The sequence below is a fragment of the Saccharopolyspora sp. NPDC002686 genome (assembly GCF_040295745.1).
GTDB classification, from domain to species: domain Bacteria; phylum Actinomycetota; class Actinomycetes; order Mycobacteriales; family Pseudonocardiaceae; genus Saccharopolyspora; species Saccharopolyspora oryzae.
Window position 1 is genome coordinate 1 of sequence record NZ_JBEOVY010000172.1, and the last position, 15,960, is coordinate 15,960.

Annotated in this window: 14 protein-coding genes and 1 pseudogene; 6 read left to right on the plus strand and 9 right to left on the minus strand. The window is 70.2% G+C overall.

Annotation, left to right across the window (positions count from 1 at the left end; translation table 11 throughout):
* Window positions 1–140 precede the first annotated feature (140 nt).
* The 8 genes from ileS to ftsZ all read right to left on the minus strand — a co-directional run bounded on the left by ileS (window position 141) and on the right by ftsZ (window position 9,219).
* Complete coding sequence (gene ileS, locus ABTZ89_RS22000) at window positions 141–3,296, minus strand: isoleucine--tRNA ligase (RefSeq protein WP_351047628.1); 3,156 nt, start codon at window positions 3,294–3,296, stop codon at window positions 141–143.
* Window positions 3,297–3,783: 487 nt separating this feature from the next.
* On the minus strand, window positions 3,784–4,209 hold the full coding sequence (locus tag ABTZ89_RS22005) for a hypothetical protein (protein ID WP_351047631.1): 426 nt from the start codon (window positions 4,207–4,209) through the stop codon (window positions 3,784–3,786).
* Window positions 4,210–4,297: 88 nt separating this feature from the next.
* Window positions 4,298–5,128 carry a DivIVA-like cell division protein Wag31 gene (wag31, locus tag ABTZ89_RS22010; RefSeq protein ID WP_270947011.1) on the minus strand — a complete coding sequence of 277 codons (831 nt, stop codon included), beginning with the start codon at window positions 5,126–5,128 and terminating at the stop codon, window positions 4,298–4,300.
* Between the two features lie 47 nt (window positions 5,129–5,175).
* Window positions 5,176–5,460, minus strand: coding sequence for a YggT family protein (locus ABTZ89_RS22015; RefSeq protein ID WP_093160639.1), 285 nt, complete (start codon window positions 5,458–5,460; stop codon window positions 5,176–5,178).
* 19 nt (window positions 5,461–5,479) lie between these two features.
* The gene (locus tag ABTZ89_RS22020) at window positions 5,480–6,103 is read right to left on the minus strand and encodes a cell division protein SepF (protein WP_270947010.1); all 624 of its coding nucleotides are present in this window, start codon (window positions 6,101–6,103) and stop codon (window positions 5,480–5,482) included.
* Between the two features lie 70 nt (window positions 6,104–6,173).
* Window positions 6,174–6,908 (minus strand): YggS family pyridoxal phosphate-dependent enzyme, encoded by a 735-nt coding sequence (locus ABTZ89_RS22025; RefSeq protein ID WP_351047636.1) that lies wholly within the window; start codon window positions 6,906–6,908, stop codon window positions 6,174–6,176.
* Window positions 6,905–7,624, minus strand: coding sequence for a peptidoglycan editing factor PgeF (gene pgeF / locus ABTZ89_RS22030; RefSeq protein ID WP_270947008.1), 720 nt, complete (start codon window positions 7,622–7,624; stop codon window positions 6,905–6,907). The genes ABTZ89_RS22025 and pgeF overlap by 4 nt, the downstream gene beginning before the upstream one ends.
* Window positions 7,625–7,758: 134 nt before the next feature.
* Window positions 7,759–9,219: a cell division protein FtsZ gene (ftsZ, locus tag ABTZ89_RS22035; protein WP_351047648.1), complete on the minus strand. Its 1,461-nt coding sequence runs from the start codon at window positions 9,217–9,219 to the stop codon at window positions 7,759–7,761.
* 534 nt (window positions 9,220–9,753) lie between these two features.
* Between ftsZ and ABTZ89_RS22040 the strand changes: the two genes are divergently transcribed.
* Complete coding sequence (locus tag ABTZ89_RS22040; protein WP_351047640.1) at window positions 9,754–10,671, plus strand: SDR family oxidoreductase; 918 nt, start codon at window positions 9,754–9,756, stop codon at window positions 10,669–10,671.
* Between the two features lie 42 nt (window positions 10,672–10,713).
* Here ABTZ89_RS22040 and ABTZ89_RS22045 read toward each other — a convergent pair whose 3' ends face one another.
* Entirely contained in the window at window positions 10,714–11,325 is a 612-nt protein-coding gene (locus ABTZ89_RS22045; protein WP_351047643.1) for a helix-turn-helix transcriptional regulator, read from the minus strand.
* Between ABTZ89_RS22045 and ABTZ89_RS22050 the strand changes: the two genes are divergently transcribed.
* The 5 genes and pseudogenes from ABTZ89_RS22050 to ABTZ89_RS22070 form a co-directional block, all read left to right on the plus strand.
* Entirely contained in the window at window positions 11,308–11,682 is a 375-nt protein-coding gene (locus tag ABTZ89_RS22050; RefSeq protein ID WP_502949580.1) for a Holliday junction DNA helicase RuvB C-terminal domain-containing protein, read from the plus strand. The two genes, ABTZ89_RS22045 and ABTZ89_RS22050, sit on opposite strands and share 18 nt — an antisense overlap.
* Before the next feature lie 337 nt (window positions 11,683–12,019).
* Window positions 12,020–12,400 (plus strand): preprotein translocase subunit YajC, encoded by a 381-nt coding sequence (gene yajC / locus ABTZ89_RS22055; RefSeq protein ID WP_351047645.1) that lies wholly within the window; start codon window positions 12,020–12,022, stop codon window positions 12,398–12,400.
* A gap of 356 nt (window positions 12,401–12,756) precedes the next feature.
* On the plus strand, window positions 12,757–14,328 hold the full coding sequence (secD, locus tag ABTZ89_RS22060) for a protein translocase subunit SecD (protein WP_270951344.1): 1,572 nt from the start codon (window positions 12,757–12,759) through the stop codon (window positions 14,326–14,328).
* A complete protein-coding gene (secF, locus tag ABTZ89_RS22065) occupies window positions 14,325–15,500 on the plus strand; it encodes a protein translocase subunit SecF (protein ID WP_270951342.1) in 1,176 nt (391 codons plus the stop codon). The genes secD and secF overlap by 4 nt, the downstream gene beginning before the upstream one ends.
* A gap of 38 nt (window positions 15,501–15,538) precedes the next feature.
* Window positions 15,539–15,865: pseudogene (locus tag ABTZ89_RS22070) on the plus strand (adenine phosphoribosyltransferase); the annotation flags it as partial.
* Between the last annotated feature and the right edge of the window lie 95 nt (window positions 15,866–15,960).

Genomic DNA, 15,960 nt, shown 5'->3' on the forward strand with positions numbered 1-15,960 from the left:
GGCGGTGACCGCCGCCATCGACCTCGTGTGTGGAACTCACCGCCGAGCAGCTCGATCCGCTCCCGCATCCCGACCAGACCGTATCCCCCCGACCCACCGACGGGTTGACGGACGAACCGGCGCCACCCGAACACCGCAGGTCAGACGCGGGTGACGGACACCTTGATCTCGGTGCCGTCACCGACCGAGCCGGTGAAGCCATCGGCCACCTCACCGGGCTCGACCGCGTCGGCGAGGGTCTCGGCGGCGATGAACTCGCGGTGCGCCGCCACCGCCGACAGCACCTCCGCCGGCGCCGAAACGGTCACCGTGATCCGGTCGGAGACCTCGAAGTCGGCATCCTTGCGGGCCTGCTGGACGACGCGGACCGCGTCGCGGGCCACGCCCTCGGCCGCCAGCTCCGGGGTCACCTCGGTGTCCAGCACGACCAGGCCCAGGCCCGCGGGCAGCGCCGAAGCCGCACCGGAGTCGGTGGACACCAGCTGCTCGCTGAACTCGTTGTCCTGCAACTCGATCCCGGCCGCGACCACCGCACCACCCGGGGTGCGGCTCCACTCGCCCGACTTCACCGCCTTGATGACCTTCTGCACGTCGCGGCCCAGGCGCGGACCGGCCGCCCGCGCGTTCACCGCGATCTCGAAGTGGCCGTGCGCGGCCACGTCGGTGGTCAGCTCCAGCTCCTTGACGTTGATCTCGTCGCGGATCAGGTCGGCGAACGGCCGCAGGGCCTCCGCCTGCTCGGTGGCGACCACGAGCTTGGCCAGCGGCAGCCGCACGCGCAGCTTGTTGGCCTTGCGCAGCGCCGACGCCGAGGAGCACACCTGGCGGACCTGGTCCATCGCGGTGACCAGCGCCGCGTCCGCGGGCAGCTCGTCGACCAGCGGCCAGTCGGTCAGGTGCACCGAGCGGCCACCGGTCAGGCCGCGCCACACCGCCTCCGCGGTCAGCGGCAGCATCGGCGCCACCACCCGGCTGGTCACCTCCAGCACGGTGTGCAGGGTGTCGATGGCGTCGCGGTCACCGGCCCAGAAGCGGTCGCGGGAGCGCCGCACGTACCAGTTGGTCAGGACCTCCAGGAAGTCCCGGACGGTGTTGCACGCACCGGCCAGGTCCAAGGAATCCATCGCGGCCTGCACGTCGCCGACCAGCTCGTGGGTCTTGGCCAGGACGTAGCGGTCCAGCACGTGCTGGCTGTCCACCCTGGACTGACCGGTGACGCCCTCGGCGTTGGCGTACAGCGCCAGGAAGTACCAGGAGTTCCACAGCGGCAGCACCGCCTGGCGCACCGCGTCCCGGATGCCCTGCTCGGTGACCACCAGGTCGCCGCCGCGCAGGATCGGGCTGGCCATCAGGAACCAGCGCATCGCGTCCGAGCCGTCGCGGTCGAAGACCTCGTTGACGTCCGGGTAGTTGCGCTTGGACTTCGACATCTTCTGCTTGTCGTCGCCCAGCACGATGCCGTGCGCCACCACGTTGGTGAACGCCGGCCGGTCGAACAGCGCCGTCGCCAGCACGTGCAGCAGGTAGAACCAACCGCGGGTCTGCCCGTTGTACTCGACGATGAAGTCGCCCGGGTAGTGGTGCTCGAACCACCCGGAGTTCTCGAACGGGTAGTGCACCTGCGCGAACGGCATCGAGCCGGACTCGAACCAGCAGTCCAGCACCTCCGGCACCCGGCGCATGGTGGACTTGCCGGTCGGATCGTCCGGGTTGGGCCGGGTCAGGTCGTCGATCTCCGGGCGGTGCAGGTCCTTCGGCCGCACGCCGAAGTCGCGCTCCAGCTCGTCCAGCGAGCCGTAGACGTCGGTGCGCGGGTAGTTCGGGTCGTCGGAGACCCACACCGGGATCGGCGAGCCCCAGTACCGGTTGCGCGAGATGTTCCAGTCGCGGGCGTTCTCCAGCCACTTGCCGAACTGGCCGTCCCGGATGTGCCCCGGCACCCAGTTGATCTGCTGGTTGAGCTCGACCATCCGGTCCTTGAACTTGCTGACCGCCACGAACCAGGACGACACCGCCCGCTGGATCAGCGCGTTGTCGCAGCGCCAGCAGTGCGGGTACGGGTGGTCGTAGGTCTCGTGCCGCAGCAGCAGGCCGCGGTCCTTGAGGTCGCGGGCGATCTGCTTGTTGGCCTCGAAGACCTGCAGGCCCTGGTACGGCGGCACCTCGGCGGTGAACTTGCCGTGCGCGTCGACCGGGACCACCGGCTCGATGCCCGCGGCGTCGGTGACGACCTTGTCGTCCTCACCGAAGGCGGGCGCGATGTGCACCAGCCCGGTGCCGTCGTCGGTGGTCACGTAGTCGGCGGCGAGCACCTGGTGGGCGTTCTCCCGGCCGACGAAGAAGTCGAACGGCGGCTGGTACTTCGTGCCCAGCAGGTCGCTGCCCTTGAACCGCTCCACGACGTGCTCGGCGACGTCCTCGCCGAGCTCCCGCGCGTAGGCGCTCAACCGGGCCTCGGCCAGCACGTAGCGCTCCGAGCTGTTGGCCGGTGCGACGAGCACGTAGTCGACCTCGGGGTGCACCGCGGCGGCGAGGTTGGACGGCAGGGTCCACGGCGTGGTCGTCCACGCCAGGGCCAGCGCGCCGTCGTAGGCCTTGCCGGGGGCCTGGAGCCGCAGGCCGATCGTCACCGCCGGGTCCTGCCGCTGGCGGTAGACGTCGTCCATCTTGGTCTCGGTGTTGGACAGCGGCGTCTCGCAGCGCCAGCAGTACCAGAGCACCCGGAAGCCCTCGTAGACCAGACCCTTGTCCCACAGGGTCTTGAAGGCCCACATGACGCTTTCCATGTAGTCCAGGTCGAGCGTCTTGTAGTCGTTGTCGAAGTCCACCCACCGCGCCTGCCGGGTGACGTAGTCCTCCCACTCCGCGGTGTAGCGCAGCACGGAGGTGCGGCAGGCGTCGTTGAACTGGGCCACGCCCATGCTCTCGATCTCGGACTTCGAGGAGATGCCGAGCTGCTTCTCCGCCTCCACCTCGGCGGGCAGGCCGTGGCAGTCCCAGCCGAACCGGCGCTCGACGCGGCGACCGCGCATCGTCTGGTAGCGCGGCACCACGTCCTTGACGTAGCCGGTCAGCAGGTGCCCGTAGTGCGGCAGGCCGTTGGCGAACGGCGGGCCGTCGTAGAAGACGAACTCGTTGGCACCGTTGGTCCCGGCCTCGCGGGCCTCCACCGAGGCCCGGAAGGTGTCGTCGCTCGCCCAGAAATCCAGCACCTGGCGCTCGATGGCCGGGAACGCGGGCTGGGCAGCCACGCCGCGCTCACCGGCGTCGCCGAACTGAACCTTGGGATATGACATCGCGGATGCGCTCCTCGCGGTGTGTGTCGTTGCCGCCGCACGGTCACCGATGGTTCGGTGCCCACACGGGGACGACACCTCGTGCGCGTGCTCCGCACGAGATCCGCGGTACCACCCCGCTTGCCGCCGACGAACGTCGACGACCACTCGTTGCCAGCTGTGACGGGCTGGACCCGTCCGGTTCTACTGAGGTGCCACGGGCACCCGTTCTTCCGGAGGCTCCCCGGTGATGGCCGGATCATCGCCTGGTCGTTCCAGCGTACCGGTCCCCCGCCACCGGTTTTCACCGGTCCGACCGTCAAGCGCCGTGAGGCGCTTTCAAGCCCACCTACGACGCTTGCACCGCCGCGGGTTCTCAGACGTTTCCTGGCGAGGACGGCCCTGACGCCGTGTATTGGTCATACATAAGTCAGGGCACCCGCAGACCAGGGAACGTCTGAGGTTCCGCCACCCGCACCGCCACGCAAAACGAGTCCGGAACCTGTACTCACGAGCGGCGGACCTCGGCGGCGATCGTGGCGTTGGGGGCGCAGAGGGCGCAGGGCGTGAAGCCCAGTTCGCGGGCTTCGCGCAAGGTCAGCTCGATGGTCTTGCGGGAACCGATCCACTCGCAGGTGCGGACGTGGTAGCGCGGCCGCTCGTCGATCACCAGGACCTGGGCGTCCGGTCGCGCGACCTCGGAGGCGTTGCTGCGCTCCTCCGCCGGCTCCTCGCCGACGTCGGCGAACGGCGGTTCGGCCGTCTCCTGCTTGGCCGCCGCCCGGCGCCGCCGCACCCGGTCCGCCACCAGCAGGCCGACCGCGACCGCGCTCGCCAGCACCGACAGCCACGCCAGTTCGGCCTCGCCGCCGAGGACGGCGCCGACCAGCACACCAGCGGCCAGCAGGACCAGCAGGAGCACGACCAACAGCACGCGACCTCACACCTCTCGCGACACGGCCCCGGACGCATACCAGCGGCGACGGGCGCGCCACCCGTCGCCGCTGATGCGGACAGTTCCGTCAGCCGGCCTCGGCGGCACGTGCGCCGAAGCTGTAGCTGGCCTGCTGGCCCGAACGGCTGCTGCCGCTCTCGGCCGGCGCGGCCGAACCCCGGTCCTGCAGTTCGCGGAGCTGCGACTCCAGGTACGTCTGCAGTCGAGTGCGGTACTCGCGCTCGAACGTGCGCAGGGTTTCGATCTTCTTCTCGAGGGCGTTCTTCTCCGACGTGATGTTGCCCATCACCTCGGCGTGCTTGCGCTGCGCGTCGCGCTCCAGGTTGGCGGCCTTCTCGCGAGCCTGCCGCTCCAACGTCTCGGCCCGGGTCCGGGCGTCGTTGAGCATCGTCTCGGCACGGGTCCGGGACTCGTTGACCATGCTGTCGGACTTCGAGCGCGCTTCGGAAAGCAGCTGCTCGGACTTCGTCCGCGCTTCGGCCAGCATGCCGTCGGCCTCGGCCTTGGCCTCACCGGTCAGCCGGTCGGCCATCTCCTGCGCCAGGCCCAGCACCTTGGCGGCCTGCACGTGGTGGTCACCGCCGGGCGAGGTCTGCTCGGCAGCGGACGGCGCCGGAACCGGGGTGAGCCGGCGCGGTTCCTCCGTCGGTGCGGCCGGGGTCGAGGAAGCGGACGCCGCCTGGCTGCGGGCGTCGTCCAAGTCGACCTGCGCGGTCTGCAGCTGGGACTCCAGCTGCTCGACCTGGCCGCGCAGGTCGTTGTTCTCCTCCACCAGCCGGGCAAGCTCGGCTTCAACCAGGTCGAGGAATGCATCCACCTCGTCCTCGTTGTAGCCCCGCTTACCGATCGGAGGTTTGCTGAACGCGACGTTATGCACGTCGGCGGGGGTCAGGCCCACAAGATCACCTCACGCACTCCTCGGCTGCGGGTAGCCCGGGTTCCCCGTCACCCGGGCTGCACCAGTCGCATCAGTATGAACACGACCAGCAGCAGCACCATAATCGATAGGTCCAGTCCGACGCCGCCGATCCGGACCGTCGGAATCACCCGACGCACCAACTTTACGGGTGGGTCGGTCACTGTGTAGATGCTCTCCAACGCGATTGCAACCCCCCCAACGGGCCGCCAATCGCGAGCGAACACTCGAACGAGTTCGATCACGATACGGGCCGTGAGCAGGAGCCAGAAGAAGAACAGAACGTAAAACAGGACGATCTGCACCGGATTCACGCCTCAACTGTGCCACCACTCACCCGTAGTTGAAAAAGGCACCCTCGGCGAGCCGCCTCTTGTCCTCGGCCGCAACGTCCACGTTGGGCGGTGAGAGCAAGAACACGCGGTTGGTGACCTTCTCGATCGAGCCCCGGAGGGCGAACGCCAACCCAGCGGCGAAGTCGACCAGGCGCTTCGCGTCGGCCTCCTCCATCTCGGTCAGGTTCATGATCACCGGCGTGCCGTCCCGGTACTGCTCGCCGATCGTACGGGCCTCGCTGTAGCTGCGAGGGTGCAGGGTTGTGATCTTGCTCAAGTTGAACAGCGAACCGGTGTCGGTGACTGCCCGAAGCTGGGAGACGTTCTCCCGCGACTGGCTGGGCAGCGAGCTGCGCGGCGGCGCTTCCGCCGACCACTGCCGCCGCGGGCGCGGTGCCGGTTCCCGGAACTCCTCGATGAAGTCCGGCTCGGCATCGGGCTCCGACTGGTATCCGCCGCGGGTGCCGACACGACGTCGTGCGCCCCGCTCGGCGGGGCCGTCGTAGGTGTCGCGATCGGACTCGGCGTACCGGTCGCGATAGCCGACCTCGTCGTCGTACTCGTCGACCTCGTCGGCCGGAACCATGCCGAAGTAGGCCTTCAACTTGTGCAAAGCGCTCATCGGCATGCCCTTCCTCTTGCGACTCCTAGCACCGAGCACGAGGCGGCCGTCCGACCCCCCGATCCTGCGGCTACGGCGAGGTTAACCGCCGCCCGCCGAGCAACGCGGTTCCGACACGCACCCGGGTCGAGCCGTGGGCAACCGCACTTTCCAGGTCGCCGGACATCCCCGCCGACACCTCGACAGCTTCGGGGTGATCTCCCCGCAACCGCTCGGAGATCTTGGAAAGTGTGTCAAAGGCCACATCCGGATCGCCACCCAGGGGGGCGACCGCCATCACACCGCGCAGTCGAAGATCACTCGTCAGAGTGATCATATCTGCCAGCTCCGGGACCTCGTCGGGTCGGCAACCCCCGCGCCCCTCCGACTCGTCCAGGCTGACCTGCAACAACACGTCCAGCGGGTGTGTTCGATCACCCGCCTCGATGGCGTTCGAGGTCGCCCGGCTCAACGCCTCGACCAGGCGCGCGCTGTCCACCGACTCGACCACGTCGGCCCAGCGGACCACGGCTCGCGCCTTGTTCCGCTGCAACTGGCCGACCATGTGCCAGCGCACCGCCGCGGACGGGCGCAGCTCGTCGAACTCGGCGACCTTGCCGCGCGCTTCCTGCTCGCGGTTCTCGGCGAACTCGACGAGCCCCAGATCGGCCAGCAGCGCCGCGTCCGAGGCCGGGAACGTCTTCGTCACGGCCAGGAGCTCGACCTCCTGCGGCTGACGTCCGGCGGCCAGGCACGCCCGGTCGACCCGGTCGCGCACCTCGCGCAGCGATTCCGCCAGTTCCTGCCGACGCAGTTCCTCGCTCACTCGGCGTCCTCCGGCTCGGCCCAGATCACCGCGGCGAACCGCCCGGTGCGCCCGTCGTCGCGGCGGTGGCTGAACAGCTCCGGCGACTCCATCGTGCAGCGCGGATCCACGCCGATCTTGGCGATGCCGGCCGCGGCCAGCTGCTCCCAGAGCCCGGCGCGCAGGTCGAGCCCCGGCGTGCCCTTGCGGGTCTTGCACGCGCTGCCGGGCAGGTGCTCCTCCACGTCGGCCTGCATGGCGGCGGGCACCTCGTAGCACTCGCCGCAGGCGGCAGGTCCGAGCAGCGCCTCGATGCGACCGAGCTCGGCGCCCGCCTGCTGCATCGCTTTGAGCGCCGCCACGACGACTCCGACGCGCGCGCCGACCCGTCCGGCGTGCACCGCCGAGACGACACCGGTCTCCGGGTCGCCGAGCAGCACCGGCACGCAGTCCGCGGTGAGCACCGCGAGCGCCAGGTTCGGCTCAGCTGTCACCAACGCGTCGGTGGCCTCCACCGGCTCGGACCGCGGGCCGTCGACGACGGTCGCGGTGCGGCCGTGGATCTGCTCCATCCACACCAGGCGGTCCTCGGGCAGGCCGATGCCGTCGGCCAGCTTGCGCTGGTTCGCGGCCAGCGCCGCCGGGTCGTCGCCGACGCGACCCCCGAGGTTGAACGAATCGAACGGCGGCTTGGAACTGCCGCCCTCCCGCGTGGTGATCACGCGCCGGATCCGCACTGCTGCTCAGCCTCCCCTAAACATGAGTCGACACCGGGAGCGAAGTGCTCCCGGTGTCGATTCTCGCCCATGCGCCGCCACCTCTGACGGTGCGTCCACTCCGGTCCGGCGTTTCGGCTGGACCGGAGGTGCGCTCATCGGCGCATGAACGGCGGTATGTCGACGTCGTCGTCGCTGTCGTCGTTCACCGGCACGGCGCGGTTGCCCAGCCCGGCACCGGACCGCGTCGAAGTGCCGCCGTGCGTCGGGAAACCGCTCGTGCCCCGCGTCGTCGGCACCGTGACGCCCTGCTGGGCCGTCGAGGAACCGTCGCTGCCGAACAGCCCGGACCGCTGGCCGATGTCCGGGCGCTGGCGCACCGGCTCCGGCTCGGCCTGCGCCGGGGTTTCCGGCTGCTGCTGGACCGGCTGCGCGGGCTGCGGAGCCTGCTCGACCGGCTGAGCGGGCTGGGTCGGCTGCGCGACCTGCTGCGGCGGTTCCGGCGCGGCGACCGGCTGCTCCGGCTGCGGGGTCGGCGCGGGCGCCGGAGCGGTCTCCACCCGGCTCTCGACGACCTGCGGCTGGGCCGGCTTCTCGGTGCTCGCCACCGGTTCGGCGTCCTCGGTGCGGCCGCCGACCTTGGTCGGCTCGAGCTTCTTGTGCGTCGGCGTGCCGGAGTCGAAGCCCGCGGCGATCACCGTCACCCGCACCTCGTCGCCGAGCGAGTCGTCGATGACCGTACCGAAGATGATGTTGGCCTCGGGGTGCGCGGACTCCTGGACCAGCGATGCCGACTCGTTGATCTCGAACAGACCGAGGTCGGAACCACCCGCTATGGCCAGCAGGACGCCGTGCGCGCCCTCCATGGACGCTTCCAGCAGCGGCGAGTTGATCGCCTTCTGCGCGGCCTGCACGGCTCTGCCCTCACCGGCGGCCGAACCGATGCCCATCAGCGCGCTGCCCGCACCGGACATGACGCTCTTGACGTCGGCGAAGTCGAGGTTGATCAGACCGGGCGTGGTGATCAGGTCGGTGATGCCCTGGACACCGGAGAGCAGCACCTCGTCGGCGGAGCGGAAGGCGTCCATCAGGCTCACGCCGATGTCTCCGAGCTGCAGCAGCCGGTCGTTCGGGATGACGATCAGCGTGTCGCAGCAGTCGCGGAGCTCCTTGATGCCCTGCTCCGCCTGGGCCGCGCGGCGCTTGCCCTCGAAGGTGAACGGCCGCGTGACCACACCGATGGTCAGCGCGCCGAGCTTGCGCGCGATCGAAGCGACGACCGGTGCGCCACCGGTACCGGTGCCACCGCCTTCGCCCGCGGTCACGAACACCATGTCGGCGCCCTTGAGGACCTCTTCGATCTCCTCGGCGTGGTCCTCGGCCGCCTTGTGACCGACCTCCGGCGCGGCACCCGCGCCCAGGCCGCGGGTGAGCTCCCGACCGATGTCGAGCTTCACGTCGGCATCGGACATCAGCAGGGCCTGCGCGTCGGTGTTCACCGCGATGAACTCGACGCCCTTGAGCCCGACCTCGATCATGCGGTTCACGGCGTTGACGCCGCCGCCACCGATGCCGACGACCTTGATCACCGCGAGATAGTTGTGCGGGGGCGTCATCGGATCCGCCTTCCTGATCGTGGCTGGAGTGCTCTCTGCGTCGACCGCCGGGATGGTCGCTGGCCGGTCGCCGCCGATTCCGGTCCCCCTGGTCGCCACGGCAAGGGTTCGCCTGGTGCGGCCGATCCCGTGCCCGATCCGGACCGTAGGCGGGGCGACGCCGTTGCGTCCAGCAGCCACGCCGGGATCCGTGCCAGGTATGTTGCGCCGCGCACCTCGTCGCTTCCCGTCTCGACCGGTTCCGTTGTTGTCCAGCGGGTCCGCCGGCGGAGTCGCAGCGAGCCCAGTTCGTTCCTCCCCTTGTCGGCGCTCGCGTCGCGGACGCGATCACCAATGCACACCGTACCTGCCCACCGCCTCACCCGGTCGAGGCAGGCAGGGGTGATCACGCCGAATTCCAACGCGGCTGAGCCCGGCGGCGGCGGGCGGCGGCCGAAACACCCGGACGCGCGCCGGAATCCAGACCGGAGGTGTCCGGATTCGGTGCCACGGTCGGAGCTCGACCGATTCGCTGGAGCTGGAGGAAATCGAGGCATGGCAGGACAACTGCACGGCAAGGTCGCGCTGGTCGCCGGAGCCACCCGCGGCGCGGGGCGCGGCATCGCCGTGGAACTGGGGGCGGCCGGTGCGATCGTGTACGGGACCGGGCGCAGCACGCGGGCGCAGCGCTCGGACTACGACCGGCCGGAGACCATTGAGGACACTGCCGAGCTGGTGACCCGGGCCGGCGGCACCGGCATCGCGGTCCAGGTCGACCACACCGATCCCGAGCAGGTCCGGGACCTGGTGCGGCGGATCGAGGCGGAGCAGGGGCGGTTGGACGTCCTGGTCAACGACCTCGGCGGCGAACACCTGATGGACTGGGGCAAACCGATCTGGGAGCAGGACCTGGACAAGGGCCTGGGGCGGCTGCGGGTCGGCATCGAAGCGCACATGATCACCGCGCACTTCGCCCTGGCGCTGCTGAGCAAGCAGCCGGGCGGGCTGGTCGTGGAACTCACCGACGGCACCGCGGAGGTCCACGAGCAGTACTACCGCAGCGAGTGCGGCGCGTTCTTCGACATCGCGAAGACGGCCATGCACCGGTTGGCGCGCGCGGAGGGCGAGGAGCTGCGGGAGTTCGGCGGCACGGCGGTGTCGCTGACGCCGGGTTGGTTGCGCTCGGAGATGATGCTGGAGCACTTCGGCGTCACCGAGGAGAACTGGCGGGAATCCACCACCGCCCCCGAGGGCTTCGGGATCGCCGAGTCACCGGCCTACGTCGGCCGCGCGGTCGTCGCGCTGGCAGCGGATCCGGACGTGGCGCGGTGGAACACGCAGTCGCTGTCCAGCGGGCACCTGGCGAAGGTCTACGGCTTCACCGACACCGACGGTTCCCAGCCGGACGCCTGGCGCTACATCCAGGAAGTCGAGTGGGTCGGGAAACCGGGCGACCCCGCCGATTACCGCTGATCCGGACTCGTGAGCGGCGGTGGCTCTTACCACCGCCGCCGCTCACGAGTCGTAGAGCTCGGTGAGGTGGCGGGCGGCTCGGGCGAAGCGGTGGCGGAGTTCTGGCGGGGCGAGGACTTCCAGCTCCGGGCCGAGGGCGAGGAGCTGGTCGTAGGCGATGTCGAGGGACTCGACCGGGAGCCTGGTGGTCACCCAGCCCTCGGCGTCCGGTTCGCCTGCCGCGGCTTCGGCTTCCCGGGCGCCCAAGCGATCGGTGGCCGCGGAGAGTTTCCGCAGGCCGGACGGGCTGACCCGGATGTCGATGGTTTCGCGCAGCAGGGAGCGGGCGAACTCCTCGGACTTCTCCTCCCAGAAGGCCGCCAGGTCGAAGTCCTCGGCCCGCGCGAACCCCTCGCCGCTGACCTCGACGCTGCGGAAGCGGTCCACGCGGTAGCTCGGGAAGCGCTGGCCGTGGCGGGCGATCACGTACCAAACACCGGCTTTGAGCACGAGTCCGTGCGGTTCGAGCTCGCGCCGCACCACCTCGTTCCCGCGCGCGTAGGACGCGGTGACCTTCAGGTCGGACCAGACCGCGCGGCTCAGCTCCGGCAGCACCTCGGGTGTTTCGGCCGCTCGGAACCAGCGCGGTGCGTCGAGGTGGAAGCGCTGGCCCACGCGCTGCGGCGCGTCGCGGAACGGTGGTGCGAGGTGCGCGCCGACGGTGCGGTGACCAGGGAGGTCGCGCGGGCCGCGCTGGAGGTCTACGACGTCGACGAGCTCGGCCTGGACCGGTTGGACCGGGCGGTGCTGAGCGCGCTGATCAACTCCTTCCGCGGCGGCCCGGTGGGGATCTCCACGCTCGCGGTCGCGGTGGGGGAGGAGGCGACCACCGTGGAGGAGGTCTGCGAGCCCTACCTGGTGCGCGCCGGGCTGCTGGCCCGCACTCCGCGCGGGAGGGTCGCGACCGCGGCGGCCTGGCACCACCTGGGACTCGTCCCGCCGGAGCACGCCCCCGGGCTCTTCGACGAGTGATCGAATGGTGACAAAACGCCGATACGGTGTCCGAGAAACTGAACAGAACCGGATCTGAACGAGCACCCAGTGCCGACGACCGGTGCCACGAGCTGGGGCGCTCGTCCGCGATCGCCGCGTGACGTTATCCTCCTCACGTCTCGTTCGGTGCCGATCGGACGGGTCGTGCGCGGCTGCGGCCGACGCGGACCCGCCCTGGCGGGCCGCGGTGGTCCTCCCAACAGCGGGAGAACCCGTCGACCCGAGTTGACCTGGCACACTGGGGCTTGAACATCCGAACAATTCGGGCGCAGTACTGCGAGGGCTGGGCCCCGAAGCGTCCGCTGAACGGAGCACGATGGACCTCAACTCCCTGATTCTTCCGCTGCTGATCGTCCTGCTGGCGGTGCCGCTGTTCCTGCAGGCCCGCAAGCAGAAGCGCGCGATGGCCGAGCAGCAGAAGCTGCAGAACTCGATCACCCCCGGCGACCGCGTGATGACCACCTCCGGTGTGTTCGGCACCGTCGTGGCCACCAACGACGACACCATCGACCTGGAGCTGGCGCCGGGCTTGACCACCACCTGGGTGCGTCAGGCGGTCCGCGAGAAGGTCCAGACCGAGGGCGCCGAGGCGGCTGCGGAGGTCAAGGACGAGACCCCGGCCGAGACCGAGGCCAAGGTCGAGACCGAGTCCAAGGCCGAGGTCGCCGAGCCGATCGAGCAGCAGAAGACCAACTGACGACGGGCAGGAGCTCGCACCGGGGCCGACCGAGGTCCCGCGTGGCGGGCGTCGCCGAACGGGTAGCGACGCGGGCACCGGAGAAGCGCTTCCGGGCCCGCGTCCGTGCGTAGCAGCTGATCTACGGACGGTCGCCACCCGGGGCGGTGTCGCCCGCGCCGGGCCTGTCAGACTGAACGGTGGTGCGCTGGCCCCCGAGGCCGCGCACCCGAACCACCCGCGGGTTCTCAGACGTTCTCTCGGGGGACGACGGCTGCGCTGTCCGACCGCGAGAGGGCGGCCGAGGTTTCGCCGGGTGCGCGACTGAGCACGACGACAAGTGCACCGCTTCGAGACCGGACAGGAGAACGAACGCCGTGGCACCTCCGGCCGGGCAGATCCGCCCAGGGCGTTATCTCGCGATCTTCGCATTGATCGTGGTCGCTCTGTACTCGCTGGTGTTCTTCACCGGTGACGGCAAGCCGCACCCCAAGCTCGGGATCGACCTCCAGGGCGGGACCCGGGTGACGCTCACCGCGCGCACCCTGGACGGCCAGCCGCCCAGCAACGAGGCCTTGACCCAGGCCCGCCAGATCATCGAGACCCGCGTCAACGGCATGGGCGTCAGCGGGTCCGAGGTCACCCGGGACGGCAGCAACCTGGTCATCACGGTGCCCGGCGAGGGCGGCGATCAGGCCAAGCAGCTGGGTCAGACCGCTGAGCTGAACTTCCGCAAGGTCGTCACCTCGGTTCCGGTGCAGGCCCCGCCGCCGGCGGGCACCGCGCCGCAGGCCGCGCACCAGCAGCAGGGGAACCAGCCCGGTGACCAGCAGCGCCAGATCGACGAGGCGAAGCGCACCCGGCAGAGCACCGACCAGAACGTGCAGATGCAGGCGCTGCAGGCGCTGAACTGCGCGGTCGACGACCCGCTGCGCGGCAACGACGACCCGAAGCTGCCGCTGATCACCTGCGACCGCGAGGGCCAGAACAAGTACGTCCTGGAGCCGGTGTTCCTGCCGGGCCGCGAGGTCGCCACCGCGCAGGCGGTGCCGCCGAACCCGCAGCAGGGCGAGCCGGGCTGGACGGTCTCGCTGAACTTCAAGAGCGAGGGCGCCAAGATCTGGGCCGACTTCACCTCCGCCAACGTCGGCCAGCAGGCCGCGTTCGTGCTGGACAGCGAGGTCGTCTCGGCGCCGCAGATCCAGGCCGCGCTGCTCGGCGGCAACGCGCAGATCACCGGCCAGTTCAACCAGCAGAGCGCGACCGACCTGGCGGACATCCTCAAGTACGGTTCGCTGCCGCTGGCCTTCGACCAGTCCGAGGCCGAGACGGTGTCGGCGACGCTCGGCGTGGCCTCGATGGAGGCCGGCCTGATCGCCGGTGGCATCGGCCTGCTGCTGGTCGCGGTGTACTGCCTGCTCTACTACCGGCTGCTGGGCATCCTGACGATCCTGTCGCTGGTGCTCTCCGGCGGCGTGGTCTACGGCGCGCTGGTGCTGCTGGGCCGCTGGGTGGGCTTCACCCTCGACCTGGCCGGCATCGCCGGTTTCATCATCGCCATCGGCATCACCGCCGACTCGTTCATCGTGTTCTTCGAGAGGCTCAAGGACGAGATCCGCGAAGGCCGCACATTCCGGTCGGCCGTCCCGCGGGCGTGGACCCGGGCCCGGCGCACGATCCTGTCCGCCGACGCGGTCAGCTTCCTGGCCGCTGCGGTGCTCTACGTGCTCGCCGTCGGCCAGGTGAAGGGCTTCGCGTTCACGCTGGGCATGTCCACCGTGCTGGACCTCGTCGTGGTCTTCCTGGTGACCCACCCGCTGGTCGCGCTGGCCTCGAAGAACAAGTTCCTGTCCAAGCCGTCGGTCTCCGGCCTGGGTGCGGTGCAACGCCTCGGCAACCAGAACCGAGCCGCCCGCAAGGCCGCCGCGACCACCGCCAAGGAGGCGTGAAGGTGACGACTCCAGGTACCGAAGGCACCCGCCGCCGAGAGAGCGTCTTCCACCGCCTCTACGTCGGCACCGGGGCCTTCGACATCGTCGGCAAGCGCGCCCGGTGGTACATCGCGCTGGGCCTGCTGGTGCTGGTGTGCATCGGTTCGATCGGGTTCAAGGGCTTCAACCTCGGCATCGACTTCGAGGGCGGCACCAAGCTGCAGATGCCCGCGGTCGGCGTGCAGGGCCCGATCGAGACCAACCAAGTGCAGGACGCGTTCCGGGAGGCCGTGGGCCGCCCGGCCGAGACGGTGCAGATCGTCGGCGCCGGAGCCAACCAGACCATCCAGATCCGCAGCGAGACGCTGGACGTCGAGCAGGTCAACGCGGTCAAGCAGACGCTGTTCACCAAGCTGCAGCCGCTGAACGCGCAGGGCCAGCCGAGCCAGCAGGTGATCAGCGACAGCGCCGTCAGCGGTACCTGGGGCGGTGAGATCACCCAGCAGGCGCTGATCGCGCTCGCAGTGTTCCTGGTGCTGGTCACCATCTTCCTGGCGTTCTACTTCGAGAAGTGGATGGCGGTGGCGGCGCTGATCGCGCTGCTGCACGACGTCGTGGTGACCGCGGGCATCTACTCGCTGGTCGGCTTCGAGGTCACGCCCAGCACGGTGATCGGTCTGCTGACCATCCTCGGCTTCTCGCTGTACGACACCGTGGTGGTCTTCGACAAGGTCAAGGAGAACACCCGAGGGCTGCTCGGGCTGACCCGTCGCACCTACCCGGAGGCGGCGAACCTGGCGGTCAACCAGACGCTGATGCGCTCCATCAACACCTCGGTCATCGCACTGCTGCCGGTGCTCGGCCTGCTCGTGGTCGGCGCCGGGATGCTCGGCGTCGGCATGCTGCGCGACCTGGCGCTGGTCCAGATGGTCGGCATGATCGCCGGTGTCGTCTCGTCGATCCTGCTGGCCACCCCGCTGCTGGTCGACTTCAAGATGCGCGAGCCGAAGTACCGCGAGCACGCGGCCAAGGTGAAGCAGCGCCGCGAGCGCGCTGCGGCCAAGGCCGCCGGTGAAGAGGTTCCGGAGGAAGCGCCGAAGCAAGCGGTCGCGGCCGGTGCGGGCACGTCGAAGCGGCCGAGCCGCCCGGCGGGCAAGTCCGGTCGTCCCACCGGGAAGCGGCGCCGATGACCGAGCAGACGGCGGTCGAGGTCACCGACGCCTCCGACCTGGCGCTCCGGCGCGCCGCGGAACTGATCCGCGAGGTGCCGGACTTCCCGGAGCCGGGCGTGCTGTTCCGCGACATCAGCCCGATGCTGGCCGACGGTGCCGGGCTGAGGGCCGTGGTCGAGGCACTGGGCCGGGACTGCGAGTTCGACGTGGTCGCCGGGGTGGAGGCGCGCGGGTTCCTGGTGGGTGCTGCGGTCGCGCAGGCCTACGGCACCGGTGTGATCGGGCTGCGCAAGCCCGGCAAGCTGCCGGTGGTCGCCGACCGGGTCAGCTACACGCTGGAGTACGGCCAGGCGACCCTGGAGCTGCCCGCGGACACGCTCCGCGCGGTCAGCTGGGACACGGGCTGACCACGACCAGCGGGTCGGCCTCGGCCACCGCATCCAGGGTGCGGTCCAGCAGCGTGCGCCCTCCGACGGGC

Bases quoted from the DNA above. Each gene is read 5' to 3' on its own strand.
- ileS (WP_351047628.1), bottom strand. From the start codon at position 3,296: ATGTCATATCCCAAGGTTCAGTTCGGCGACGCCGGTGAGCGCGGCGTG.
- ABTZ89_RS22020 (WP_270947010.1), bottom strand. From the start codon at position 6,103: ATGAGCGCTTTGCACAAGTTGAAGGCCTACTTCGGCATGGTTCCGGCC.
- ftsZ (WP_351047648.1), bottom strand. From the start codon at position 9,219: ATGACGCCCCCGCACAACTATCTCGCGGTGATCAAGGTCGTCGGCATC.
- ABTZ89_RS22040 (WP_351047640.1), top strand. From the start codon at position 9,754: ATGGCAGGACAACTGCACGGCAAGGTCGCGCTGGTCGCCGGAGCCACC.
- yajC (WP_351047645.1), top strand. From the start codon at position 12,020: ATGGACCTCAACTCCCTGATTCTTCCGCTGCTGATCGTCCTGCTGGCG.